Consider the following 24770-nt stretch of genomic DNA (forward strand, 5'->3'; position numbering starts at 1 on the left):
GATGGCGTCGCAGGATCACTCCAACGATCGCTCGCAGGACCGCTCGCGTGCGGGCCCAATCGCGATGGCGCCCGTCGCCGCGCTGCTCGTGGTCGGCTTCCTCGTCCCCCTCGTCCTCGTCGCCTGGCTGAGCCTGATGCCCGAGCGGACGTTCGGGCTGGACGCCGGCCTCACCGGCGCGAACTACGTGACGGCGGTACGCGACGGCTACGTCGTCCCGCTCGGCTGGTCGCTCGCCTTCGCGGCGGCGACGACCGCGATCTGCCTCCTCGTGTCCTGGCCCATGGCGAAGGTGCTCGCGCGCCGCGGCAGCGCCTTCGCGCTGACGGTGACGATCCTCGTGGCGCTGCCGATCTTCGTCTCGGAGAGCGTGCGCCTGTTCGGCACGTCGCTGTTCCTGATGCCGCGCGGCGGCATCCTCGCGGGCAGCGTGAACGCCCTCTTCGGTATCCAGATCGGCTCGATCCTCTACACAAAGACCGCGACGCTCGTCGGGCTCGTCTACGTCTACCTGCCCTTCGCGCTCTTCCCGATGATCCTCGGCCTCGCGCAGGTCCCGCGCGATCAGGTGGACGCGGCGCGCGATCTCGGCGCCTCGGGATGGCAGGTGCTGCGCGAGGTCGAGCTGCCGAACGCCATGCCCGGCCTCCTGATCGGCGGGCTGCTCGTCTTCGTCCTCGCCTTCGGCGCCAACACCGAGGCGAACGTCCTCGGGGGCCAATCGGTGGCGGTGATCACGAAGTCCATCGACCAGCGCTTCAGCTACGCCCAGGACTGGCCGCTCGGCTCGGCGCTGACGATCCTGGTGGCCGCCATCACGGCCGCCGTGGTGTTCCCGGTGCTCGCACGCATCGACCTCGACAGGCTCCTGCGGCGATGAGCGCCGGCGATCCCACACGCGAGGGCGAGACCCTGCGCCGGGCGTTCACCGCGCTGGTCGTGGTGCTCCTGTACCTGCCGATCGTGAGCGTGGTGCTCGCCTCGCTCGCGAACACCCGCTACATGATCTTTCCCCACCGCGTCTGGACGATCGACGCCTATCGCGAGGCGATCGGGCAGTACACGACGGCGGACCTGCACGCCACCTCGCTGAAGATCGCCCTCCTCGTCGCCATCCTCGCCGTCGCGCTCGCGGTGCCGGGCGCGCTCGCCTTCGCCCGCTTCCGCTGGCGGGGGCGGCGCCTCTACCAGCGCGCGCTGCTCCTGCCGATCTTCTTCCCGCAACCGGTGCTCGGGCTCGCGCTCCTCGTCGCGCTCTCGGCCGCAGGCATCGTGCCGGATTGGCGCACCGCCGTCTTCGCCCATCTCGTCTGGGTCGTGCCGATCGCGACGCTGGTGATCTCGATCCGCCTCTACGGCTTCGACCCGGCGCAGGAGGAGGCGGCGTACGATCTCGGCGCGACGCGGCTCCAGGCGTTCCGCGAGGTGACCCTGCCGGCGATCGCGCCGGGCATCGTCTCGGGCGCGCTCTTCGCCTTCCTGCTGTCGTGGTCGAACCTGCCGCTGTCGATGTACACGACGGGGGCGGACACGACGCTGCCGGAATGGCTCTATTCGCGCATGGCGACGAACTACTCCCCGCAGGTCCCGGCGATCGCCGTCCTCTCCGTCGGCGCGAGCGCGCTGGCCGTCGCGGCGTTCCTCCTCGCCCGCGGGCTGTGGCGCCGCGCCGCCTCCTCGCCAGCCACACGAGCGACCTCATGACCGCACTCGGCCGCGACGCACCCTGGGAGCGCGCCACGACCGCCCTCCTCCTCGTCGACATGCAGCGGATCTTCGCCGAGCCCGGCCTCGACCCAGCGCATCCCGAGCGCGGCGCCGACCACCCGTTCTACCGCGCGCTGGCCGAGCGGGTGGTCCCCAACCAGGTCGCTATGCTGGCGGCCGCGCGGGCGGCGGGCGTGCAGGTGCTGCACACGATCATCCAGGCGCTGACCGAGGACGGGCGCGACTGCTCGCTCGACCACAAGCTCTCGGGCATCGTCGTGCCGCGCTCGGCGCCAGAGGGCGCGATCATCGACGCGCTCGCGCCGGTGACGAACGAGATCGTGCTGCCGAAGACGTCGTCGGGCGTCTTCAATTCCACCAACATCGACTACGTCCTGCGCAACCTCGGCATCCGCACGCTGATCGTCGCCGGCATCGTCACGGACCAGTGCGTCGACATGGCGGTGCGCGACGCAGCCGATCGCGGCTACCTCGTCACCTGCGTGAGCGACGCCTGCGCCACCTATACGGACGCCCGCCACGCGGCTGCGCTGGCGGCCTTCGGCGGCTATTGCTGGATCGCCGACACGCGCACCGCCCTCGCCCGGCTGGAGGCCCTGCGCGATGCCTGAACCGATGCCCCTCACCGCGCTCCTCACGACCGACTACGCCGGCATCACCCGCGGCCGCGCGATCCCGACCGCGACCTACGAGGCCGATCCGGATCGCGCCTCGACCGGCTGGGTGCCGGCGAACCTCTCGCTCACGCCCTTCGACGTGATCGCGGACCCGAACCCGTGGGGCTCGCGCGGCGATTTGCGCCTGAAGGCCGATCCGCAGGCGCGCTACCGCACGGCGATCCCCGGCGCGACGACTCCCTTCGACTGCGTCATGGCGGACATCGTGGCGCTCGACGGCGCCCCATGGCCGCCCTGCGCGCGCGGCCTGCTGAAGGCGGCGCTGGCCGATCTCGAGGCCGTGAGCGGGCTTCGGCTCGTGTGCGCCTTCGAGCACGAGTTCCAGATCCTCGACGCGGGCTTCGCGCCCGCGCCGGCCTTCGGCCTCTTCGCGCTGCGCCGCGCCGACCCGCTCGGCCCCGTCCTCGCCGCGTGCCTGGACGAGGCCGGCATCGCGCCGGAGACGATCATCGCCGAGTACGGCCGCGACCAGATCGAGATCACGAGCGCACCGGCCGACGCCCTCGTCGCCGCCGATCGCGCGGTGGCGACCCGCGAGATCGTGCGGGAGGTGGCGCTGCGCTCGGGGTACCGGGCGAGCTTCGCGCCGAAGACGGAGGTGGACGGCGTCGGCAACGGCGTGCACGTGCACATGAGCCTCGTCCATCCCGACGGGCGGCCGGCGAGCTTCGATCCCGCCCGGGAGGGGCGCCTATCCGCGCCGATGGGCGCCTTCCTCGCCGGAATCCTCCGCCGGGCGCCGGCCCTCGTCGCGCTCACCGCCCCGGCGCCGATCTCCTACCTGCGCCTGTCGCCGCACCACTGGAGCGCGGCCTGGACCTGGCTCGGAGACGCAGACCGCGAGGCGACCCTGCGCATCTGCCCCACCACGACCATGGGCGGGCGCGACCCGGCGCGGCAGTTCAACGTCGAGTACCGCGCCGCCGACGCCTGCGCCTGCCCGCATCTCGCGCTCGCCATGCTCGTCCGGGCCGGCGTCGAGGGCCTGCGAGGCGGGCTGCCGACGCCGCCGATCGTCGACGCCGACCCGCTGACGCTCGACGAGGGGGAGCGCGCGCGCCTCGGGCTCGCGCGCCTGCCGGGGTCTCTCCGCGAGGCCCTCGCCGCGCTCGAGGCCGATCCGGTCGCCTCCGCCTTCCTGCCGCCCGCCGCGCTCGAGACCTATCTCGGCATGAAGCGCGCCGAACTCGCGCTCGCCGGCGAGGCTCTGGACGACGCGCTCTGCGCGCGCTACGCCGCGATCTACTAGAGCGGGGAACGAGCGACGGCATGGACGACACCCTCTTCCGCGATCCGCCGCCGGTCACGGTGGAGAACGCCGACGGCGCCTCGCCGGTCGTCCTCCTGTGCGAGCACGTGTCGCGCTTCATCCCCGCGGCCTACGGCGGTCTCGGCCTCGAGGAGCCCGACCTCTCGCGCCACATCGCCTGGGACATCGGCGCCGCCGACCTCGCACGGGGCCTGTCGCGCCGGCTCGACGCGCCCCTCGTGCTCGGCGGCTACTCGCGCCTGCTCGTCGACTGCAACCGCCCGCTCTCCTCGCCGACGCTGATGCCGACCGTCTCGGAGACGACGCGCATCCCGGGCAACGAGAACGTGTCGGAGGCGGAGCGGGCCCGCCGCATCGCCGGGATCTTCACGCCCTTCCAGGAGGCGGCCGCCGCCCTCTTCGACGCCCGCGCCGCCCGCGGCATCCGCAGCACGGTCGTGGGCGTGCACACGTTCACGCCGGTCTTCGACGGCTTCGTGCGGCCCTGGCACGCGGGCGTGCTCTACGGGCGCGCCGTCGCCTTCGGCGAGCGGCTGCTGGCGGCGCTCGGCGGCCCGAGCGAGACCATCGCGGCCAACGAGCCCTACCGCATCGACGGCGCCGACTACACGATCCCCGTCCACGGGGACGCCCGCGGGCTCGACGCGGTCCTGCTCGAGATCCGCAACGACCTCGTCGGCGAGCCCGCGGGCGTGGAGACCTGGGCGGACCGCGTCGCGCGAGCGCTCCTGCACAGCGTGCGCTGATCGCAAGGCGGGCACGGCGCCCCTACGGATTCCCACCTGCCGCGCACCCGTGTACGCATGGCGCACGAATCACCCTGATGCCACCGAAGAGCGAGACCGACCCATGCCCCACGGCACCCACTCGGCCGACGCGCGCATCGCCCGCCTGCGCGAGACGATGGCGGCGCGCGACGTGGACCTCGTCGCGCTCGCGCCGGGCGCGCACATGCACTGGCTGCTCGGCTGGCACCCCCATCCCGACGAGCGCGCGACCTTCGTCCTCGTCGGCCGCGAGGCGGCGGCGGTCGTGGTCCCCTCGGTGAACGCCGAGGACATGCGCGCGCACGCGGACCTGCCGTGCTTCACCTGGAAGGACGAGGACGGACCGGGCCGCGCCCTCGCCGAGGCGCTCGACGCCTGCGGTGCGGGGCCGGGCGACCGTCTCTCCCTCGACGAGACGGCGCGCGCCGACGCCGCCCTCGCGCTCCTGCGGGCGCTGGGCTCACTCGATTGCGGCTTCGCGAGCGAGACCGTCGGCGCCCTGCGCGCGATCAAGGACGCCGACGAGATCGCGGCCCTGCGCCGCTCCGCGGCCGTCGCGGACGCGGCCCTGCTGGCGGGGCTCGACGCCATGCGCCCCGGCATGAGCGAGCGCGCGGTCGCGGCGGCCATCCGCGATGAATTCGCCCGCAACGGCGTCTCCGGGTCTTTCACGCTCGTGGCGGGCGGTCCCAACGGCGCCTTTCCGCACCATTCCACAGGCGACCGCGCGCTGCGCGAGGGCGACGCCGTCGTGATCGATCTCGGCGGCCCGCTCGCCCATTTCGCCAGCGACATGACCCGCATGGCGATCCTCGGCGACGGCCCGCAGGGCTATGCGGAGGTGCACGCGATCGTCGAGGAGGCGGTCCTGGCGGCCATGGCCGCGGCACGTCCCGGCGTGGCGGCCAAGGCGGTCGACGCCGCCGCCCGCGGCGTCATCGAGAAGGCGGGCTACGGAGAGTTCTTCGTCCACCGCACGGGGCACGGGCTCGGGCTCGAGGTGCACGAGCCGCCCTATCTCACGGCCACGTCCGAGACGATCCTGGAACCCGGCATGGTGTTCTCGATCGAGCCCGGGATCTACCTTCCGGGGCGATTCGGGATTCGGCTCGAGGACATCGTCGTGCTGGAGGAGGACGGCCCGCGGGTCCTCTCGGCCCTGCCGCGCGCGGTGCGCCGGATCGGCTGAGGCCGGGGCGCGCCTTCGCGGCCCGGCGTGCGCGAAATCCCGGTTGGCAAGCGCGCGCCCGGCTGCTTAGCTGATGCGCACAAGTGTTCGCAGATCGCATGGGATCCGCGGCACGAAGCCGGCCGCGCGGCCCATGGGGCCGGGAGAGCCGGCGAGCCGAGAAGGGGAACGATCTTGAAGCAAGCATTCCTGAGGCGCACACTCCTCGTGGGGACGGCGCTCGCGCTGCTCTCCACCGCGGCGAGCGCCGAGACCCTGCGCTGGGGCCTCGCCGGCGACGCCATGACCCTCGATCCTCACGCCCAGAACGAGGGCGTCACCATCATGCTGCAGTCGCAGATGATGGAGCCCCTCGTCTCGCGCGCCCCCACGGGTGAGCTGGAGCCGACGCTCGCCACCGCCTGGCGGGTGAAGGAGGGCGAGCCGAACGTGTGGGTGTTCGACCTGCGCGAGGGCGTCACCTTCCACGACGGCGCGACCTTCGATTCGGAGGACGTGGTATTCTCCTTCGCGCGTGCGATGTCGCCGCAGAGCCAGATGCGCGGCCTGATCGCCTCCGTCGAAGAGGTCCGCGCCACGGGTCCGCACCAGGTCGAGATCGTCACCAAGGGACCCAACCCCATCCTGCCGACGGCGCTCGTCAGCATCCTGATGATGGACGAGGATTGGGTGCGCGCGAACGACGCCGTGACGCCGCAGGACGTCGCCGCCGGCGAGGTCACCTTCGCGGCCGTCAACGTGAACGGCACCGGGCCCTACCGGCTCGTCTCGCGCGAGCTCGACACCCGCACCGTGATGCGTCGCAACGACGACTACTGGGGTCTCGAGACCTTCCCCGTGGACGTCGAGGAGATCGTCTTCACGCCGGTCGCCAATCCCGCCACGCGCGTCGCGGCGCTGATCTCGGGCGAGCTCGACTTCGTGCAGGACGTGCCGGTGCAGGACATCGAGCGCGTGCGCCAGGTCCCGGGCCTCACGGTCGCCACCGGCGCGGAGAACCGCTCGGTCTTCTTCGGGGTCAACGTGGCCGACACGCTCGAGCGCGGCGGCGGCGAGAACCCGATGGCGGACGTGCGCGTGCGCCGGGCGATGAGCATGGCGATCGATCGCGAGGCGATCCAGCGTGTCGTCATGCGCGGCCAGTCGCTGCCCGCCGGCGTGATCATGCCCGCCTTCGTCTCCGGCTGGAGCGAGGCGCTCAACGCCTATCCCGCTCCCGACCGCGAGGCCGCGAAGGCGCTCCTCGCGGAGGCCGGCTGGCCGGACGGCTTCGAGGTCCAGCTCGACTGCCCCAACGACCGCTACATCAACGACGAGGCGATCTGCCAGGGCGTCGTCGGCATGCTGGCGCAGATCGGCGTCGAGGCGCGGCTGCAGGCCATGCCGAAGTCGCAGTTCTTCCCGATGGTGAATGGCCTCGAGAGCGACTTCTACATGCTGGGCTGGGGCGTGCCGAGCTACGATTCCGAGTACATCTTCAACTTCCTCTATCACACCCGCACCGAAGCCTACGGCAGCTGGAACAACACCCGCTACTCCAATCCCGAGCTCGACGCCATGATCCAGGGCATCGCCCAGGAGATCGACATCGCGAAGCGCGACGGGATGATCGCCGACATGTGGGAGATGGTGAAGGAGGACGTGGTCTACATCCCGATCCATCATCAGGTGCTCAACTGGGCGATCAAGGACAATTACGAGATCGACGTCGACCCGGACAACCAGGCGCGGATCAAGTACTTCGCCGTGAACTGAGACGACGCGACGGTCGATTTCGGCCGGTACGGCGCCGCGCTCCAAGAGCGCGGCGCCTTCCGTTCAGGGGGTGCGCGCCCCGTGCACCGCGTCGCTCGCGTTGGTGTTGAGGTTGTACTTCATGATGCGCCCGTGGCGGCCGGCACGGTCGCTCTCCAGCCCGTAGACCGGGCCGGACGGCCCGCGCGCCTGCTCGAGCACCGCGTCGACGGCGCGCCGGTCGCCCTCGTCGAGGCGGAAGCCGAACACGTCCAGCGTGCGGGGCAGGTGGCGGGCGTAGCGTGCGCCGACGATGGCGGCGGCGACGCCCGGCTGGTCGAGCACCCAGCGGGTCGCCACCGACGCGATCGACACCCCGTGCCGATCGGCGATTGTGCGCAGCGTGGCGAGCAGCTCCTGGAACAGGTCCCAGGGACCGAACTCGTCGATGATCAGGCGGTACTTGACGAGCGAGCGGTTCTCGTGCGCGAAGCCGGGATCCGGCCGCCCGAGCCACGCGTCCGTCATGAAGCCGCCGGCGAGCGTGCCGTAGCACAGGAGTGCGACGTCGTGCGCCCGCGCCCAATCGGCGAGACCGCCGGCGGGCCGGCGATCGAGCAGCGAGTACTGCACCTGCGCGGACACGATCTCGGCGCCCGCCTCGCGGAAGCGTGCGATCGGGCCCCTGTCCCAGTTGGTGACGCCGATCGCCCCGACCTTGCCCTTGCGGCGGCAGGCCTCCAGCACCTGGAGCGCCGCCCCGGGGTCGCCGACGCCGAGGTCCCACCAGAAGAACTGGACGAGATGCAGCCGCTCGAGGCGCAGGCGGGCCAGCGAGCGATCGACGATCGCCTCGATCTCGTGCGGGCGGATGTCGGCGAGCCGGCCGAGGTCGGGGACGAGCTTGGTGTGCACGACGACCCGGTCCGCCGCCTCCCGTCCCCGCCGGCGACGCACGTCGGCGATGAAGGTGCCGATCATCTCCTCCACGCCGCGATAGATGTCGGCGCAGTCGAACGTGGTGATCCCCGCGTCGAGGAAGGCCTCCATGTGCGCGACGGCCTCGGTGGGGTCGACCGGGCCGTGATCGCCGGCGAGCTGCCAGCCGCCCTTGATCACGCGCGAGATGGCGTGCGCGCCCGCGAGCGGTGCGGTCTCGACCGTCGGTGTCGTCATCGTCCCTCGTCCTCCTCGCGCCACCAGGCGACGCCGCGCGCCGCGGGCAGGCCCGTCGTCCCGGCGTGCGAGAACCAGCGCCGTCCCTCGCGGTGGATACGGAAGCGCCCGCCGCAATGCGGATCGGGGCAGGCGATCTCGGCGTCGGTGGTCATCCAGTCGTGCGCGTCGGTCGCGCGCTGCTTCGCCGGCAGGAGCGGGATGAGCGCCGCGAGCGCGTACATCGACACCGCCTGCCCCGGCTCGAAGACGAGCGTCTCGCCGACGACCCGGAAGCTCTCGCCCTCGACGTGGCGGCAGACCGGCGCGCGGTCGCCGAGCACGGTCTCGACCCGCAGGTCCCAGAGCCAGAAGCCCTTCTCGTCCTCGCTCATGATCCGATCTCCGCCGGCGCGGGGCGCAGGTCCAGCATCGCCCTCGCCTGCGCCGGCGTCGCGACGGGCCTGCCGTGACGCTCGCAGAGCGCGACCACCCGTCTCACGAGCGCGGCGTTCGACGGCGCGAGGGTCGTACGGTCGAGGCGCACGTTGTCCTCGAGTCCGGTGCGGGCGTGCCCGCCCGCGGCGACGGCCCACGCGTTCAACGTGATCTGGTGCGGGCCGATGCCGGCCGCGCACCACTCGGCGTCAGGCGCGAGGCGCTCCACGGTGCGCACGTAGTAGTCGAACACGTCCTCGTCGGCGGGCATGGCGTTCTTCACGCCCATGACGAACTGCACGTAGAGGCGGCCGGGGATGCGGCCGTCGCGGTTCATCGCGACCGCCTGGTGGATGTGCGAGAGGTCGAAGGCCTCGACCTCCGGCTTGATCCCGTGGGTCCGCATCTCGGCGGCGAGCCAGTCCACCAGGTCGGGCGGGTTCTCGTAGACGCGGGTCGGGAAGTTGTTCGAGCCGACCGAGAGCGAAGCCATGTCGGGACGCAGGCCCAGCATGCCTCCGCGCGCCCTGCCCGCGCCCGAGCGCCCGCCGGTGGAGAACTGCACGATCATCCCCGGGCAGTGCCGCTCGACGCCCTCCTTCAGGCGGGCGAACTTCTCCGGATCGGAGGAAGGCGTCTCGTCGTCGTTGCGCACGTGAGCGTGGACGATGGACGCGCCGGCCTCGAACGCCGCGTGGGTCGACTCGACCTGCTCCGAGACCGTGATCGGGACGGCGGGGTTGTCGCGCTTGCGCGGCAGCGAGCCGGTGATCGCGACGCAGATGATGCAGGGTTTCACCGCGAGGAGCTCCTTTCCTGCGCTTTCGTCCCCCGTCGGTCGCGGCCGCCGGAGTCCCGGCCCGTATCTGCCACGAAAGACATGGGTTTGTGCGCACAAAAATTCGCAAAACGGCTCTTGCTCGCTGCTCGCTTTCCGTGCCTCATCGGTCGGCCGCGAACCGTGGTACACCGGAGAGAATGGGAGCCCCGAGCCATGAAACAGATCCCTGTGCGCTGCGCGTTCGGTATCGCCAGCATAGTGTTCGGCGTCGTGGCTGGGCCGGTCGCCGCGCAGGAGACGCTCCGCTTCGCACACTTCTCCGCCATCGACGACCCGAACCATGTCGCCGCACAGATGTTCGCGGACCGCATCGCGGAAGAGACCGACGGGCGCTACAATGTGCAGATCTTCGAGAACTCGCAGCTCGGCGGTGAGCTCGAGGTGGTCGAGGGCATCCAGCTCGGCACGATCGACGTGGCGCCGCCCTCCGCGGCCGTGCTCGCCAACCTCGTCCCCGAGATGAACCTCCTGAACATGCCGTTCCTGTTCAGCGACTTCGACCACTACGAAGCCGTCCTCGACGGCCCGTTCTTCGAGGCGCTCGTCGAGGTGGCCGCGCAGAGCGGCGTGCGGGTGCTCGGCGTGATGACGTCGGGCCCGCGGCACATCATGACGAAGTTCCCGGTGGAGAGCATGGCCGACCTCGCGGGCGCGAAGATCCGCACCGTGCAGAACCCCGTCCACGTCGCGACCTTCACCGCCTTCGGCGCGAACGCCACGGCGATCGCCTACCCCGAGGTCTACGGCGCGCTACAGACCGGCGTCGTCGACGGGGGCGATGCGGCCAACACCAACTACTACACCGCCCGTTTCTACGAGGTGGCGCCCTACTGGGCCCAGGTGAGCTGGCTGTTCTACTCGAACCCCATCGTCATGTCCGAGGCGGCCTTCCAGGCTCTGTCCGACGAGGACAAGGCGATCTTCCAGGAGGTCGGCCGCGAGGTCGGCCGCGCCCAGATCGACGGCTGGAAGGAGAGCGACGCGCGCCTGCTCGACACGCTCCAGGCGCAGGGCGTGACCGTCACGACGCCGCCGCGCGAGCCCTTCCAGGAGGCCGTCGACGGCGTCTACGCGGAGTTCCTGAAGAGCGACTTCGAGCGCACGTGGCTCGACGAGATCCGTGCGGCGCGCTGATCCGGCACGATCGTGAGCGTCGGATCGGTCGCCCTGCGCGCCCTCGGGGTGCTCCGTCGCCTGCTGCAGGCGGCGACCGTCGCCTGCCTCGCGATCATGGTCCTCGCGATCACGGTCCAGGTCGTCGGTCGCTACCTCCTGCCCTTCCCCATCGCGGACGCCGTGGAGATCTCCACCTTCGCGCAGGTGTGGCTCGTGCTGCTCGGTGCGGGCCTCGCCTGCCGCGCGGACGCCCTGTTCACGGTGGACCTCGTCGGCTCGCGGCTCTCGCCAGCGCTGGAGCGGGCGCGCCGGCTCCTCGTCCTCCTCGCCGGATCGGTGTTCCTCGGCATGCTCTTCTGGGGGAGCCTCTCGCTGCTCGAGCTCGGGACACGCCAACGCGCGCCGACGCTGCGGATCGCGATGTGGTGGATCTACGTCTCGATCCCGATCGGCGTCGCCTACTTCTGGATCGAGCTGGCGGTGCGCTGCCTCGCGCCGGGGCTCGATCGTGCCGGGCGAAACGACGGGGAGCCTCCGCGATGATCGCCGTCGCCCTCGCCTTCATCGTCCTGATGGCGCTCGGCGTGCCCATCGTGCTGGCCATCGGCTCGGTCGCGGCGCTGTACGTGCTCTTCTTCGTCGACGTGCCGATCGTGGTCGTCGCGCACCGGTTCTACACCGGCATCAACAACTTCACCCTCCTCGCGATCCCGTTCTTCGTGCTCTCGGGGCTGTTGATGGAGGCCGGCGGCCTGTCGCGGCGGATCGTCGACCTCGCCAGCGCGCTCGTCGGCTGGGTGCGCGGCGGGCTGCTCATGGTCGCGGTCGTCGCCGCGACGGCGCTCGCGGCGATGTCGGGCTCCGGCAGCGCCGACGCCGCCGCGGTCACGACGGTGCTGCAGGCGGAGCTGCGCAAGCGCAACTACGACATCGACTTCGCCGCGGCACTCATCGCCGGCTCCGCGACGCTCGCGCAGATCATCCCGCCGAGCCTGATGCTGGTGATCATCGCGGTGCAGAACAACCTCTCGGTCGGCGCCCTCTTCCTCGCCGGCGTGGTGCCCGGGCTCCTCGCCTGCGTCCTCCTGCTGCTCGTCGCCTGGCGGCACGCGCGCGGCAAGCCTGAGCTGGCGGCGGTCGTGGAGCCGTTCTCGGCGGCCCGCGTCCGGACCACCTTCGTCTCCGCGATCCCGGCCATCGGCATGGCGGTGCTCATCCTGGGCGGCATCATCGGCGGGATCATGACGCCCACGGAGGCAGCGGGCAGCGCCGTCGTCTACGCCATGGCGGTGGGCATGCTCGTCCATCGCGAGTTGAAGCCGCGGATGCTCCCGGCGATCTTCGTGCGCGCGGCGACGTTCTCCGCCGGCCTCCTGCTCCTCGTCGCGACCGCGAACATCCTCAACTGGCTCGCGGCGACGAGCGGCGACATCGACCGGCTCGCCGCCTGGCTCGGGAGCGTGCTGACGACGAAGCTCGCCTTCCTCGTCGCGATCAACGTGGTTCTGATGCTGCTCGGCATGTTCGTGGAAGGCATCGCCCTGATCCTGCTCCTCGGGTCGGTCCTGACGACGCTCGGCGGCGCCTTCGGCATCGATCCGCATCAGATGGCGGTGATCATCGTCTTCAACTGCGCCGTCGGCCTGATCACGCCGCCCTTCGGGGCGACGCTCTTCGTCACGGCGATGGTGGCCGGGCGCCCCTTCGTCGCGGTGGCCCGCCGCGCCTTCATGCCCTGGCTCGCGCTCACGCTCGCGCTCGCGGCGCTGAGCGCGTTCCCGGCGCTCAGCCTCGGGCTGCCGCGCCTCGCGGGGTTCCTGGACTGACCGGGCGATCGTCCGCCCCGCCCGACGCCGCGACCCGCCGCGCGAGCAGGTCCTCGAGATGCAGGCGCATCGCCGCGCCGATCGCCTCGGGCGTGAAGCGCGCGACGCTCGCGCGCCCGCGGGCGCGCAGCGCCTCGAGCGGCCCCGGGGCGTCGCCGTGACGACGACGCACGTCGCGCAGCGTGGCGGCGAGGGTGCCGACGTCGACCTCGGCCCAGGACGCGGGCGGCTCCCGCGTCGCGAAGCCGAAGCGCTCGCGGGTCTGCGGGTCGGAGATCGGCACGCGCGCGAAGGGCACCGGCAGCGCGCAACCCGCGTCCATGTAGTCCATGTTGCCGCCGTAGCCCGTGGCGACGACGACGTTTCCCGCGGCCATCGCGTCGCTCAGGCACAGCCCCCAGCCCTCCGCGCGATGGGCGCTCACGCAGCAGTCGCCGAGCCGATGCAGCGCGGCGATCTCGGCGTCGCTCGCCGGGCCGTGCCAGGGCACGATCCCCGGCAGCGCCGCCAGCGCGGGCGGCAGCGGCGTCGGGGTCTTGACCACGAAGGCGGGCGCGCCGTCGGGGAACGCGGCCGCGAAGGCGGCGATCGCGGCCTCGACGTTCTTGCGGGGCTCCAGCCGGCCGACGAGGTAGAACACGAAGCGCCCCGGCGCCAGGCCGAGCCGTCGTGACAGAGCGGCGGCCTCCCGCTCCGTCGCCTCGGGCGGGGCGACCACGTGCGGCACGACCCGCACCGGCCGCCCGGCCGTCGCGAGGACGTCGCGGCAGAAGCGCGACGCCGTCCAGATCTCGTCCACCATCCCGAGCCAGCGCAGCATCTGCTCGGGCAGGCGGTCGGGCTCCCACACGGCGTAGCCGACGACGGGCCGACCGGCGATGCCGGGCAGCGCCCGCGCCCAAGTGGGGTAGGACCACGGCTCGTCGTGCAGCACGACGACGTCGGCCGCCTCGGGCTCGGCGACGAGGCGCACCCCGGCGGCGGCGAGCGCGGCGCGCGCCTCCGCTCCGGCCCGGCGATGGCTGCGGTAGCGGCCGACCCGGTAGCAGACCGAGACGGGGCCGGCTCCCTCGCCGCTCACCACCCGAGGCCTTCGTCGGGCGCCTCGACGCCGATGGCGACGACGCCGTACTTGGCGAGCCAGGCGAGGCTGCGCAGCCCCGCTGCGCGGCTCGCCCGCGGCAGCGTCTCGAGCAGCGCGTCGACGCTCGCGGCACCGCTCTCCAGGCGGGCCACGAGGCGGTCGATCTGGAAGTCGTCGAGCAGGATCGGGCGCGCGAGCGTCGCGATCGGCAGCCGGCGCAGCCCGGCGAGGGCGAAGCGCGGGTCGGGATCGGCGAGGGTCACCCGCGATTCGGGCGTCAGCGCGCGGGTGGGGTGGCCCGCGAACATCGCGAACAGGTCCGGAAAGTCCGGATGCACGGTCGTGCGCTCGGGCGCGCGCCCGCCGAGGACCGGCGCCTCGGCGCGCAGGGCGGCGAGCTCCGCCCAGAGATCCTCGTAGAGCCGCACCACGCGACGCCAGTCGTAGACGGACTCGGCCCGCCGACGCCCGGCGGCGCCCATCGTGCGGCGCAGGTCCGCGTTCCCCGCGAGCCGCGCGATGGCGTGCGCGGCGGCGTCGACGTCGACGGCGATGCACTGCGCCGCGAAGGCGATGTGGGCGAAGTGGTCGAAGCTCGCGCGCGCGTGCTCGTCGGCCATGTCGATCCCCGCCCCGGCGGGCGCCATCAGGGTCGGCACGCGAAAGCCCGTCTGCCCCTCGACCACCGTCTCGCGATAGCCGTTCCAGTCGGCGACGACGCAGGGCAGCCCCGCCGCCATCGCCTCCACCGGCGTCAGGCCGAACGTCTCCTGGACGTTGTCGGGCAGCGAGACGAACAGGTCGGCGGCGGCCCAGCTCGCGTCGGCGCGCGGCGTCTCGCGCCCGTCGATCCAGTGCACGGGAACGGAGGGGCAGAACAGCCGGCTCGCGGCGCGGAAGTTCCGCTCGGCCTCCTCGTCGGCGAACTGCCCGACGAGGACGAGATGCAGGTCGGCCTCCTCCCCGGCCCGGCGGGCCGCGAGCTCGATCGCGCGAAACAGCGGCACCGGATGCGCCTTCGAGCGGTGGTCGAGGCGCCCGAAGCCGAGCGCGACGACGGCGTCCTCGGCGATCCCGAGCTCGGCGCGAAGGCCCCGTCCCGCCGCCTCGCGCTCGGCCGTGCGGGCGAAGCGGTCGAGATGGACGCCGAGCGGGATCACGGGGAAGCGCACGGGCGTGTCGGGCACGATGAAGCCGCGGGCGCCGAGATAGTCGCGCCAGCCGTCGAGGACGTGGCGGATCGCCTGCCGCGCGCAGTCCGAGGTGCAGATCAGCGCGTCCCAGGGCTGGGTCGGCGCGACGACGAGGTCGCGGATCGAGCGGATCACCCGCTCCGTCGCGACCGAGTGCGTGATCCCGCACAGGCTGTAGCGCCGCTCGCCGACGAAGCGGCGCATCCAGGCGCCTTCCGAGATGATGGGGCCGGGCAGGAACACGCTGCCGACCTCCTCCAGCGCGGCGGCGTCGAAGGGCCGGACCCAGCGTGCGCGCGCGGCGTCGGCATGGCCGGAGACGCGCCGCCGGAAGGCCTCGAACACCTGCGGGTCCTCGGCGAGACAGGACAGCTGCGCCGCGCCGCCGTAGCGGGCGAGGGCGTCGAGGAAGCCGGCGCCGGCGGACTGGCGGCCGACGACGTTCGCCTTGTCGCCCTCGTAGGCCTCCGGCACGTAGAGGATGGCGCACCCGGCGGCGGGATCGCTCCCGAGGTCGGAAGGCTGCGGGGTGGGCGAGGCGAGCGCCACGGCCGCCTCACTCCGCCGCGCGCGGCGCGGCGGCGCCCGACGTCTGCGGATAGGTCTCGCTCGGTTGGAACGTGGTGTCGTATCCCGGGTAATCGTTGAAGGTGAAGCCGTTGTTGAACGTGCCGCCCGAGTTGTAGACGAGGTGGATCACCGCATCGAGCGCGGTGCGCAACGCCGGCTCCGTCCAGCCGCCCTCGACACCGTAGGATTCGCCGGCGAAGTACAGGTTGGAGGCGTATGAGTAGGTCTGGTTGTAGGCCAGGAGATCGTAGCACTGCTCCCAGCCGCGCTGGCGGTAGAGCTTGGCGCAGCCGCGATAGGTCGGCTGCAGCAGCCAGTGGATGACGGTCGGCGTCTGCCGCGTGTCCACCCACTTGAGGATGCTCTCGCCCAGAGTCGATTGCGTGATCCGCTCGAGCTCGGCCAGGACCTTCGCCCCGAGGATCGTGTCGTTGGTGTCCGCGAGCACCTTGAGCGCGTCGTCCTCCCACGTATAGCTGGCGAGGATCGCCGCGTCGTTGTTGTCGGTGCTCCACTGCACCGAGTACGCATCCTGCACGAAGGTGTCGGTGACGATCAGCTGCGGGATCTTCGAGCCCTCGTTCCAGTAGGCCTTGTAGAGGGGATAGAACACCTTCGCGCTGGCGATGAGGTGCTGCTGGTGGAGCGCCTCCGGCACCTGCCAGGGCAGCATCGTCGTGGTGTCGAAGCCCCGGAAGTCGATGGAGAGCTGCGTCGCCCAGATCGGGGAGGTGATCACCACGTAGTCGGCGACGAGCGCGGGCGTCGTGCGCGTGTTCACGTGCACCGAGATCGTCCCGTCCGAGTTGCGCTCGAGCGCCGAGACCGGCGTGTTGACGAAGAACGCCGCCGACATGTCGTTCCCGTCCCGCGCGGCCGAGTAGAGCGAGCGGGTGCTGCCGGGCGCGCGCAGGTAGAACAGCATCTCCACGAGGGACTGGATGCCGCGATAGAACGGGGATTCGAGCGGAGCGCCGTTGGTGTCGAACGGGGTCGAGTTGTACATCGGCAGGGCGTAGGCGTTGTTCAGCCCGCTCACGGTCTGCAGGTCCGAGCTGTAGCCGAACATCACGCAGCGGATGAACCACATGGCGCTGATCGCGTAGAACGCACCCCAGGAGCCGTCGCCGGAGCCGATCGTGTAGAACAGGTCCGATTCGTAGGGCGTCATGCCGAAGCCGCCGAACCAGCCGTCGCCGGCGTATTGCGCGGGCGTGATCGCCTCGGTGAAGACGAGGTCCGAGAAGGACATCTTGTCGTAGTTGTTCGCGATCTGCTGCCAGAGCGTGTCCCAGGCCGGGCCGTCCTGCGCGTAGACCGGCGCCGCGATCCCGGTGAACAGGTCGATGAGCGCGTCGACCTTGCGCGCGACCTCCTGCAAATCCGGGTTGTCGGGCTGGCCGCCGTCGGGCCAGTCGATCATCGTCGGCCGGTCGTAGACGTCGTTCGGCCCGAGCCCGTTGTTCATGTAGATGCCGGTGCCGCCCTTGGTCTGCCCCGGGTTGGGGAAGTCCGAGAGGTTGGCGAAGGTCGGGTTCGGGTTGCCGGACCAGCGCTGGTCCTGGTTGAGGAAGTAGGCGAGCAGGCAGTTCGTCGACTTGCCCGGCGGCTCGCCGCCCTTCACGTCGTTGAAGAAGGGCATGCGCATGGCGCCGAGCTCGTAGGCGGTGGTGCCGAAGCTCTTGCGCTCGGTGTAGAGGCGTCCCCCGAGCCGGCTGGTCGCCTCGAAGATGCGCACCTGGTAGCCCGAGCGCCACAGCTCGCGCGCGACCGTCATGCCCGCGGCGCCGGCGCCGACCACCGCCACGGTCTTGGCCGCCGGCGCGCGGGCGATCGGCTGGCCGGTCGCCCAGGAGTCGTTGAGCAGCTTGAAGTAGTTGAAGCGCAGATCCGGAGGGTTGGGAAAGTCGGGCAGCCAGGGATTGGCGGATGCGTTCCGCACGTAGGGGACCGACTTCTCGAAGCCCTGTCGCATGGCGAAGCCTCCTCGTTCGCGCCGCGCGCCCGGCCTCCGGCCGGGTCAATTTGCTTGATTTGGAAAATAATACCGGGAATGGCCGCGCTGTCAAACGGAGAGTTGCGTCGCTTCCCGGGGGGAATGCGGTTTCTCGTGCGAGGGTCGGCTCGCGAGACGGCCGGGCCGGCGCATGGAGCGGGCGAAAGAGGTGAAGGAGGCGAAGCGGGCGAAGGGCGCGCGCGGCGTGGAGACGACGGGCGGGGTCGTCGTCGTCACGGGTCCTGGAGGGCGCGAGGCGCCTCCGCGAGATCCTCGAGCAGCGCCTTGAGCGCCGCCGTCTTCGATCCACCGAACAGGCGCTCGACGTGCCGATCGTGCTCGGCGACGAGGCGGCGCAGCCGCGCCTGCATCGCCGCGCCACGGGCGGTCGCGTGGAGCAGCACGCGGCGCTGGTCCTGCGGATCGGCGACGCGGTGGACGAGGCCGCTCGCCACCATGCGGTCCGCGAGCTTGGTGAGGGCGGGGTGGTTCATCAGCACCTCCTCCGCCAGTTCGCCCATGGCGCGGCCCTGCCGATCGGCCAGGACCTCGAGCACGCGCCATTGCTCGACGCTCGCGCCCTCCTTCTGGAGCCGCGCCTCCAGGTCCGCGTGCAGCTGCCGGTGCGCACGCGCCAGGTGGTAGCTCAGATGGCTGCGGATCGAGGGGCTGCTCAACGGGACGTGTCTCTTCGGTGCTGCTCGGACGCCCGCGGGCGTCCGAACGCGATTTGATTCCGCGCTCGTCCTATTCTATTTTACCCGGAAAATGAAGTGCCCATCGCGACAGGGGGTTCGGCTTGCCGGGAGGCATCCTTCTGAGGGGCTCGCGTACGCACGGGCTCGCCCGACCGACCATCGACCCCGAGGCGCTCCGGCTCGGGGGGGAGCGGACCTGTCGCGTCGCCGTCCTCGTGCCGATGAACGGCTCCGCCGGGATCTGGGGTCCCTCCTGCATCTCCTGCGCGCAGCTCGCGGCCGCCGAGATCAACCGGCGCGGCGGCATCCGCGGCCTGCCGGTGGAGACGATCTTCCTCGATTCCGACGTCGCCGCCGCCGACGCCCTCGAGGCGGAGCTCGACGAGCTGATCGGCGCGGAGGCGATCTCCGGCATCGTCGGCATGAGCGTCAGTTCGGTGCGCCGGCGCCTCAACGGGCTCGTGGCGGGGCGCGTGCCGCACGTCTACACCCCGCTGTTCGAGGGCAACGAGCGCACGCCCAACGTCTTCACCATCGGCGAGACGCCGCGCGACCAGCTCGTTCCCGCGATTCGCCACCTGACGGAACGGCTGCGGGTGCGCCGCTGGGCGCTCGTCGGCAACGACTACGTCTGGCCCCGCGCCTCCAACGCGCTGGCCAAGCGCTGCATCGCGCAGGCCGGCGGCACCGTGACCTTCGAGGGCTACGTACCCTTCGGGCTGGAGGAGCCCGGCTGGCTCGTCGAGCGGATCGTGGCGACGAAGCCCGACATCGTGCTCATGTCCCTCGTCGGCCAGGACTCGGTCGAGTTCAACCGCGCCTTCGGCGCGCACGACCTGCACCGGCGCATGTTCCGCTTCTCCACCGCCATCGAGGAGAACGTGCTGATGGCGACGGGGGCCGAGCACACCGAGCGCCTGTTCGTCTCCGCCGCCTACTTCGCCGGGCTGGAGACCGAGCGCAACCAGTCCTTCCGCGAGCGCTACCACTCGCTCCACCACGACGTCGCCCCGGCGCTGAACTCGCTCGGGCAGTCGATGTACGAGGGGCTGAGCTTCTTCGCGGCGCTCGCGAACCTGCGCCAACGCGGCCCGCGCACGCCGGTGCGCTACGAGAGCGCCCGTGGCGGGGTGTTCCACTCCAACGAACGCAAGGAGAACCCCACCTACCTCGCCCGCGCCGACGGCCTGCGCTTCTCGGTCCTCGCCCGGTTGACCTGAGCGGCGAGGGGCGGCGGGGCGGAGACCTCGCAGGTCGAGCCGCGGGACCCCGCCCCTGATCCGCTGCGCGGATCGTCCCCGCCCCAATGGGGCGGGACAAGCTCCTCCCCCATCGGGGGAGGTGGATCGGCGGCGAAGCCGACGAGACGGAGGGGGTGCGCCGCAGGCGCCTTCGACGGAGGGGGTGCGCCGCAGGCGCCTTCGACGGAGGGGGTGCGCCGCAGGCGCCTTCGGCGACAGCCGAAACAGGCACGCGTCGAGCCGGGCGACCCCGCCCCCTGGCTCGCTGCGCTCGCCGTCCCCGCCCCAATGGGGCGGGAGGTCTCGTTGCTTGAATTGGAAAATTATTGCTTGAAACGGAAAATAATCTGGGCTACGGATTCGGGACGCTTTCCGCCTGGGAGGAGCCCGTCCGACGCGGGCCGTCCCGAACGTCCGGGAGATCCGCGTGGGCTGGTTCCTCGCTCTCGTCGTCGCCCTCGTCGTCGCGGCGCTCGCCGTGCTCGCCCTCGGCCGATGGTACGTCAAGTCCTCGCGCGACGTCGCCCTGGTGCGCACCGGCGCCGGCGGGCGGAAGGTGGTGATCGACGGCGGTGCGCTGGCGCTGCCGATCCTGCACCGTGTCGACCGCGTCAGCATGCGCTCGACGCGGTTGACCGTGGAGCGGACCGGCGCGAAGGCGCTGATCTCGGGGGATCGCCTGCGCGTCGACCTCGCGATGGAGTTCCACGTCCGTGTCGACCCGACGCCCGACGGCATCGCCACCGCGGCGCAGTCGCTCGGCGCCAAGGCCTTCCGCGACGACGAGCTCCAGGTCCTCGTCGAGGGCAAGCTGATCGACGCCGTCCAGGCCGAGGTCGCGCGCCGCACCCTCGATGCGCTGCACGAGGACCGCGCCGGGCTCTCCGCCGCAGTCGCGGAGCGGCTGGGGGCGGTGCTCGGCCGCTCGGGCCTCCTCGTCGAATCGGTCTCGCTGGTGCGCCTCGACCAGACGCCGTTCTCGGCACTCGACGACGGCAACGCCTTCGACGCGGTGGGCATGCGCCGCCTCGCCGAAGTCGTCGCCGAGAACCGCCGGGCCCGAATCGAGGTCGAGGCCCAGACCGACATCGCCATTCGCCGGCGCCAGCTCGCGCAGGCCAAGGAGCGCCTCGCCATCGAGCGGGAGCAGGAGGAGGCCGAGATCGCCAAGCGTGTCGACCTCGAGCGCCAGCGCATGCGCGCGCAGACGGACGTCACCGCCGGGCGCCTGCAGGCGGAGCGCATCGAGGAGGAGGCGAAGATCGAGGCCGACCGCGAGGTCAAGCAGGCCGAGATCGAGCGCGACCTGCATCTGCGCAAGCGCGAATCGGAGGCGCTCGCCGAGCTCGAGATCCACAAGCTCGACAACGCCATCGCGGTCGCCGGCAAGAAGGGCGTCGAGACCGCCGAGCAGGCCAAGGCCGAGGCGGCCCGGGCCGCCGTGGTGGAGGCGCAGGAGTCGGTCCAGACCACGCGCGAGATCGCCGCCGCCGAGCGCACCCGCCGCCTCGCCGCGCTCCAGGCGCTGCGTGAAGCCGAGATCGACGACACCAGGGTGAAGGCCCAGGTCGCCTCGATGCTCTCGCTCGCCAGGGCGGACGCGGAGGCGACCGCGGTCAAGGGCGCCGCCGAGCGCGACCGGCTCGTCGCCGAGGCCGCGGGGCGCAAGGCGCAGATCGAGGCGGAGAACCTGCAGAGCGAGCCGCTCCTGCGCGCGCGCCTCGACACCCACAAGCTCGACCGCCTGCCGGAGATCATGGCGCAGATGATGAAGCCGGTGGAGAAGATCGAGTCGATCCGCATCAATCAGATCGCGGGCCTGGGCCAGGGCGGCGGCCACGGGGACGGCGGCGCGAGTTCGCCGTTCAGCCAGGCGCTCGACTCGATCCTGGGCATGTCGGTGCAGCTGCCGCTGATGAAGAAGATCGGCGACGAGATCGGGCTCGACTTCGACGCCCAGCTCGCCGGCCGCACCGCGGACGCGGCCGGCCGCGCCGCCGCCGCATCGCGTGCGGGCAAGAGCTGATCGAGCAACACGGGCGGAAGCGAGGCCCGCAAGGACGGAGGACCCGATGGCCCTGAACAAGCGCGACTTTCTGAAGGGGGGATCGGCCCTGGCGCTCGGCGCGCTCGCGAGCCCGGCGCTCGTCGGCCGCGCCGCCGCGGCCGACCCGATCAGGCTCGGCTCGGTGCTCGACGTCTCGGGCATCTTCGACGGCTACGGCAGGCCCATGGACATGGCGCTGCGGCTCGCGGTCGCCGAGATCAACGAGAGCGGCGGCCTGCTCGACCGTCCCGTCGAGGTGACGGGCTACGACACGCAGTCCGACATCGCGCTCTACACGCAATACGCCCAGCAGCTCGCCCGCCGCGACCGCGTCGACGTGGTCCACGGCGGCATCCTGTCCGCCTCGCGGGAGGCGATCCGGCCGATCCTGCGGCGCGCCGAGATCCCCTATTTCTACAACGTGCTCTACGAGGGCGGCGTCTGCGACCGCAACGTCGTCGTCACCGGCGTGACGCCGGCACAGCAGGTCGCCGTGCTCGTGCCCGCGGCGATCGAGCGTTGGGGCACGCGGATCTACATCCTCGCGGCCGACTACAATTACGGCCAGATCACCGCGCGCTGGATGCGCAAGTTCGCGGAGGAGGCGGGCGGCGAGGTGGTCGAGACCGACTTCTTCCCCCTCGACGTGTCCGACTTCGGCTCGACCATCGCGAGGATCCAGACCGCGGCGCCGGACATCGTGCTCTCGGCGCTGGTCGGCGGGGCGCACCTGTCCTTCTACCGCCAATGGGCGGCGGCGGGCATGAAGGACCGCATCCCGATGGCCTCGACGACGCTGGGGGTCGGCAACGAGCACCGCATCCTCGGGCCGGAGGCAGACGGCATCCTCGTCGCCTACAACTACGCGCCGGAGCTCGACTCGCCGACGAACCGCGCCTTCCTCGAGGCCTGGGGCGCCGCCTACGGGGACACCGGGCTCGTCAACGAGCTCGCGGTCTCGAACTACCAGGGCGTCAAGCTCTGGGCCGAGGCGGTGCGCCGCGCCGGCACCGTCGCGCGCATGCCGCTGATCGAGGCGATCGAGAGCGGCATGGCGATCGAGGGCCCCGGCGGCACCGTCGTCGTCGACCCGAAGACGCACCACGCCATCCTCGACGTCCACCTGATGGAGTTCCGCGACGGCGGCGCGGTGATCCTCGAGACGTTCGAGCAGCGCCCGCCGATCGACACGCAGTCCGTGTGCGACCTCGAGGCGAACCCCGACGACGTCACGCAGTACGAGATCGAGATCTAGAACCCGTCCGCTTCTACGCGGCGTCGTGGGGAGAGGTGACCTTGGATCTGGCGGGCGTGATCGCGATCGAGGTGGTGTATTCGGTGGCCTCGCTGATCCTGATCAGCGCCGGGCTCGCCGTGATCTTCGGCATGATGCGGGTGATCAACCTCGCCCACGGCGAGTTCATGATGATCGGCGGCTACGCCACCATCGTCTCCGCCAACGCGGGGATGAACGTCTGGGTCGCGATGCTCGTCGTCGCGCCCCTGACGGTCGGGCTCGTCGGGCTCGTCGTCGAGCGTCTCGTGATCCGCGTGCTGTACGGACGGCTCGTGGACACGATGCTGGCGACATGGGGGCTGAGCCTCGTCCTCGTCGGACTCGCGACGATGGTCTTCGGCAACACCACCGCCGGCATCTCGCCGCCGATCTCCGGCTTCGCGATGGGCGCCTACCAGGTCAACGGCTACAACCTCTTCGTCGTCGTCGTCACCCTGGTGCTGCTCGCGTCGATGTGGGCGGTGCTGCGGTTCACGCGCCTCGGCCTCGTCGCGCGCGGCACGATGCAGCGCGCCGACATGGCCGCGGCGCTGGGCTACGACCCCGACCGCGTCTACATGGCGACCTTCTTCGCCGGCTCGGCGCTCACGGGGCTCGCGGGCGGCGTCCTCGCCCCGCTCGTCGGCCTCGTGCCGATGACGGGGTCGGGCTACGTGGCGGAGGCCTTCATCACGGTGATCACCGGCGGGGCGTCGCTCATCGTCGGCATCGTGTCGAGCGCGACGATCCTCGGCGTCGTCTCGCAGGCCTTCACCTTCGCCACGCGTCCGGTGGTGGGCGAGGTCGCGCTCCTCGTGACCGCCCTCGTCCTGCTGCGGCTCCTGCCGCAGGGCATCACCGGACGCTTCTTCCGGAGGGCGACGTGAGCGCTCGCCCCCAGCTGCGCGGCACGCTCCTCGCGCTGGCGGCCGGCGCCGCCGTCCTCGCGCTCGCGCCCCTCGTGGCCGAGACCTACACGCTCTCGGTGCTGGTCATCTACGCCATCCTGGCGCTGAGCCTCGGGCTGATCTGGGGCTTCGGCGGCATCCTCTGCTTCGGCCAGGCGGCCTTCTACGGGCTGGGCGCCTACACCTACGCCGTGGCCGCCATCAACATCGGCGAGAGCACGCTGCCGGTCCTGCTCGGCATCGCGGTGCCCTTCGCCTTCGCCTTCGCGCTCGGCGCGGTGATGTTCTACGGCCGGCTGTCCGACGTCTATCTCGGGGTCGTCACCCTCGTCGTGACGCTGATCTTCTTCCGCTTCATGAACGCGACGGCCGGGCCGGCCTTCGCCGTCGGCGAGGCGCGGCTCGGCGGCTTCAACGGCATCCCCGGCTTCCCGATCCTCAACGTGCCGGGCCATCCGCGCTGGGAGATCTACGACGGCGCCTTCTACGCCGTCTGCGCCGGCGCGCTGCTCCTCGTGTACGGCCTCGTGCGCTGGCTGCTCGCCAGCCCCTTCGGCCGCGTCGCCGTGGCGATCCGGGAGAACGAGGGGCGGGCCGAGCTGATGGGCTACGACGCGCGCCTGCGCAAGACGGTGCTGTTCGCCGTCGGCGGCGGGATCGCCGGTCTCGCCGGCGTGCTCTACGCCTGCTGGGCGGAGATCGTGACGCCGGGCCTGTTCTCGCTGGCCCAATCGGCCGAGATCATCGTCTGGTGCATCGTGGGCGGGCTCGGCACGCTGGCGGGGCCGATCATCGGCGCCGTGGTGCTCGGCTACGCCAAGTTCCTGCTCGGCCAGCAATCGGTCATCGACAACACGCTGATTCTCGGCGCCATCCTGGTCCTCTCCGTCCTCCTGATGCCGCGCGGCATCGCCGGCGTGCTCGCCGCCGCCTGGGCGCGCGCGCCGCGCCGCGCCCGCCGGGCGCGGGGCCGTCCGCGCGCGGCGCATCGGCTGCGGAGCCCCGATCGTGCCTAG

Annotated in this window: 22 protein-coding genes; 15 read left to right on the forward strand and 7 right to left on the reverse strand. The window is 71.7% G+C overall.

Annotated elements, in window-relative coordinates:
- Position 1 precedes the first annotated feature (1 nt).
- The 7 genes from AB9M23_RS10125 to AB9M23_RS10155 all read left to right on the forward strand — a co-directional run bounded on the left by AB9M23_RS10125 (position 2) and on the right by AB9M23_RS10155 (position 7386).
- Positions 2 to 880: an ABC transporter permease gene (locus AB9M23_RS10125; RefSeq protein ID WP_372424412.1), complete on the forward strand. Its 879-nt coding sequence runs from the start codon at positions 2 to 4 to the stop codon at positions 878 to 880.
- Entirely contained in the window at positions 877 to 1704 is an 828-nt protein-coding gene (locus AB9M23_RS10130; protein WP_372424413.1) for an ABC transporter permease, read from the forward strand. Before AB9M23_RS10125 ends, AB9M23_RS10130 begins: the two co-directional genes overlap by 4 nt.
- Positions 1701 to 2339 (forward strand): cysteine hydrolase family protein, encoded by a 639-nt coding sequence (locus AB9M23_RS10135; protein ID WP_372424414.1) that lies wholly within the window; start codon positions 1701 to 1703, stop codon positions 2337 to 2339. Before AB9M23_RS10130 ends, AB9M23_RS10135 begins: the two co-directional genes overlap by 4 nt.
- On the forward strand, positions 2332 to 3654 hold the full coding sequence (locus AB9M23_RS10140; protein ID WP_372424415.1) for a type I glutamate--ammonia ligase: 1323 nt from the start codon (positions 2332 to 2334) through the stop codon (positions 3652 to 3654). Before AB9M23_RS10135 ends, AB9M23_RS10140 begins: the two co-directional genes overlap by 8 nt.
- A 20-nt stretch (positions 3655 to 3674) precedes the next feature.
- Positions 3675 to 4421 carry an N-formylglutamate amidohydrolase gene (locus tag AB9M23_RS10145; RefSeq protein WP_372424416.1) on the forward strand — a complete coding sequence of 249 codons (747 nt, stop codon included), beginning with the start codon at positions 3675 to 3677 and terminating at the stop codon, positions 4419 to 4421.
- Positions 4422 to 4524: 103 nt separating this feature from the next.
- Positions 4525 to 5631, forward strand: a complete 1107-nt coding sequence (locus AB9M23_RS10150; RefSeq protein WP_372424417.1) for a M24 family metallopeptidase — start codon at positions 4525 to 4527, stop codon at positions 5629 to 5631.
- 174 nt (positions 5632 to 5805) lie between these two features.
- A complete protein-coding gene (locus AB9M23_RS10155; RefSeq protein ID WP_372424418.1) occupies positions 5806 to 7386 on the forward strand; it encodes an ABC transporter substrate-binding protein in 1581 nt (526 codons plus the stop codon).
- A gap of 63 nt (positions 7387 to 7449) precedes the next feature.
- Here the strand turns inward: AB9M23_RS10155 and AB9M23_RS10160 are convergent, their stop codons facing one another.
- Genes AB9M23_RS10160 through AB9M23_RS10170 form a run of 3 tightly spaced genes read right to left on the reverse strand, consistent with a single transcriptional unit; the run spans position 7450 to position 9757 of the window.
- The gene (locus tag AB9M23_RS10160; RefSeq protein WP_372424419.1) at positions 7450 to 8541 is read right to left on the reverse strand and encodes an aldo/keto reductase; all 1092 of its coding nucleotides are present in this window, start codon (positions 8539 to 8541) and stop codon (positions 7450 to 7452) included.
- A complete protein-coding gene (locus AB9M23_RS10165; protein ID WP_372424420.1) occupies positions 8538 to 8915 on the reverse strand; it encodes a TIGR04076 family protein in 378 nt (125 codons plus the stop codon). Before AB9M23_RS10165 ends, AB9M23_RS10160 begins: the two co-directional genes overlap by 4 nt.
- Positions 8912 to 9757, reverse strand: a complete 846-nt coding sequence (locus AB9M23_RS10170; RefSeq protein ID WP_372424421.1) for a 3-oxoadipate:acetyl-CoA acetyltransferase — start codon at positions 9755 to 9757, stop codon at positions 8912 to 8914. Before AB9M23_RS10170 ends, AB9M23_RS10165 begins: the two co-directional genes overlap by 4 nt.
- A 195-nt stretch (positions 9758 to 9952) precedes the next feature.
- Here AB9M23_RS10170 and AB9M23_RS10175 point away from each other — a divergent pair, with 195 nt between their 5' ends.
- The 3 genes from AB9M23_RS10175 to AB9M23_RS10185 are packed head-to-tail and all read left to right on the forward strand — an operon-like array spanning position 9953 to position 12741.
- A complete protein-coding gene (locus AB9M23_RS10175) occupies positions 9953 to 10933 on the forward strand; it encodes a TRAP transporter substrate-binding protein (RefSeq protein ID WP_372424422.1) in 981 nt (326 codons plus the stop codon).
- Positions 10934 to 10945: 12 nt separating this feature from the next.
- Positions 10946 to 11458: a TRAP transporter small permease gene (locus AB9M23_RS10180; RefSeq protein WP_372424423.1), complete on the forward strand. Its 513-nt coding sequence runs from the start codon at positions 10946 to 10948 to the stop codon at positions 11456 to 11458.
- The gene (locus AB9M23_RS10185) at positions 11455 to 12741 is read left to right on the forward strand and encodes a TRAP transporter large permease (RefSeq protein ID WP_372424424.1); all 1287 of its coding nucleotides are present in this window, start codon (positions 11455 to 11457) and stop codon (positions 12739 to 12741) included. Before AB9M23_RS10180 ends, AB9M23_RS10185 begins: the two co-directional genes overlap by 4 nt.
- On the opposite strand, the gene AB9M23_RS10190 is transcribed toward AB9M23_RS10185, so the two are convergent.
- The 4 genes from AB9M23_RS10190 to AB9M23_RS10205 all read right to left on the reverse strand — a co-directional run bounded on the left by AB9M23_RS10190 (position 12701) and on the right by AB9M23_RS10205 (position 18261).
- Positions 12701 to 13822, reverse strand: coding sequence for a glycosyltransferase (locus tag AB9M23_RS10190; protein WP_372424425.1), 1122 nt, complete (start codon positions 13820 to 13822; stop codon positions 12701 to 12703). The two genes, AB9M23_RS10185 and AB9M23_RS10190, sit on opposite strands and share 41 nt — an antisense overlap.
- Positions 13819 to 15567, reverse strand: a complete 1749-nt coding sequence (locus AB9M23_RS10195; protein WP_372424426.1) for a glycosyltransferase family 4 protein — start codon at positions 15565 to 15567, stop codon at positions 13819 to 13821. Before AB9M23_RS10195 ends, AB9M23_RS10190 begins: the two co-directional genes overlap by 4 nt.
- 7 nt (positions 15568 to 15574) lie before the next feature.
- The gene (locus tag AB9M23_RS10200; protein WP_372424427.1) at positions 15575 to 17563 is read right to left on the reverse strand and encodes a flavin monoamine oxidase family protein; all 1989 of its coding nucleotides are present in this window, start codon (positions 17561 to 17563) and stop codon (positions 15575 to 15577) included.
- Positions 17564 to 17817: 254 nt separating this feature from the next.
- Positions 17818 to 18261, reverse strand: a complete 444-nt coding sequence (locus AB9M23_RS10205; RefSeq protein ID WP_372424428.1) for a MarR family winged helix-turn-helix transcriptional regulator — start codon at positions 18259 to 18261, stop codon at positions 17818 to 17820.
- 122 nt (positions 18262 to 18383) lie between these two features.
- Between AB9M23_RS10205 and AB9M23_RS10210 the strand changes: the two genes are divergently transcribed.
- The 5 genes from AB9M23_RS10210 (at position 18384) to AB9M23_RS10230 (ending at position 24770) form a co-directional block, all read left to right on the forward strand.
- Entirely contained in the window at positions 18384 to 19502 is a 1119-nt protein-coding gene (locus AB9M23_RS10210) for a substrate-binding domain-containing protein (RefSeq protein WP_372424429.1), read from the forward strand.
- A 448-nt stretch (positions 19503 to 19950) separates the two neighbouring features.
- Positions 19951 to 21549, forward strand: a complete 1599-nt coding sequence (locus AB9M23_RS10215; RefSeq protein ID WP_372424430.1) for a flotillin family protein — start codon at positions 19951 to 19953, stop codon at positions 21547 to 21549.
- Positions 21550 to 21595: 46 nt separating this feature from the next.
- Entirely contained in the window at positions 21596 to 22825 is a 1230-nt protein-coding gene (locus AB9M23_RS10220) for an urea ABC transporter substrate-binding protein (RefSeq protein WP_372424431.1), read from the forward strand.
- Between the two features lie 41 nt (positions 22826 to 22866).
- A complete protein-coding gene (locus tag AB9M23_RS10225; RefSeq protein WP_372424432.1) occupies positions 22867 to 23733 on the forward strand; it encodes an ABC transporter permease subunit in 867 nt (288 codons plus the stop codon).
- Positions 23730 to 24770: a branched-chain amino acid ABC transporter permease gene (locus AB9M23_RS10230; protein ID WP_372424433.1), complete on the forward strand. Its 1041-nt coding sequence runs from the start codon at positions 23730 to 23732 to the stop codon at positions 24768 to 24770. The genes AB9M23_RS10225 and AB9M23_RS10230 overlap by 4 nt, the downstream gene beginning before the upstream one ends.

Source organism: Salinarimonas chemoclinalis (assembly GCF_041514305.1).
GTDB classification, from domain to species: domain Bacteria; phylum Pseudomonadota; class Alphaproteobacteria; order Rhizobiales; family Beijerinckiaceae; genus Salinarimonas; species Salinarimonas chemoclinalis.

Coding starts and splice junctions, on each gene's coding strand:
- AB9M23_RS10125 (WP_372424412.1), top strand. CDS start 2: ATGGCGTCGCAGGATCACTCCAACGATCGCTCGCAGGACCGCTCGCGT.
- AB9M23_RS10130 (WP_372424413.1), top strand. CDS start 877: ATGAGCGCCGGCGATCCCACACGCGAGGGCGAGACCCTGCGCCGGGCG.
- AB9M23_RS10135 (WP_372424414.1), top strand. CDS start 1,701: ATGACCGCACTCGGCCGCGACGCACCCTGGGAGCGCGCCACGACCGCC.
- AB9M23_RS10140 (WP_372424415.1), top strand. CDS start 2,332: ATGCCTGAACCGATGCCCCTCACCGCGCTCCTCACGACCGACTACGCC.
- AB9M23_RS10145 (WP_372424416.1), top strand. CDS start 3,675: ATGGACGACACCCTCTTCCGCGATCCGCCGCCGGTCACGGTGGAGAAC.
- AB9M23_RS10150 (WP_372424417.1), top strand. CDS start 4,525: ATGCCCCACGGCACCCACTCGGCCGACGCGCGCATCGCCCGCCTGCGC.
- AB9M23_RS10160 (WP_372424419.1), bottom strand. CDS start 8,541: ATGACGACACCGACGGTCGAGACCGCACCGCTCGCGGGCGCGCACGCC.
- AB9M23_RS10165 (WP_372424420.1), bottom strand. CDS start 8,915: ATGAGCGAGGACGAGAAGGGCTTCTGGCTCTGGGACCTGCGGGTCGAG.
- AB9M23_RS10175 (WP_372424422.1), top strand. CDS start 9,953: ATGAAACAGATCCCTGTGCGCTGCGCGTTCGGTATCGCCAGCATAGTG.
- AB9M23_RS10185 (WP_372424424.1), top strand. CDS start 11,455: ATGATCGCCGTCGCCCTCGCCTTCATCGTCCTGATGGCGCTCGGCGTG.
- AB9M23_RS10200 (WP_372424427.1), bottom strand. CDS start 17,563: ATGCGACAGGGCTTCGAGAAGTCGGTCCCCTACGTGCGGAACGCATCC.
- AB9M23_RS10220 (WP_372424431.1), top strand. CDS start 21,596: ATGGCCCTGAACAAGCGCGACTTTCTGAAGGGGGGATCGGCCCTGGCG.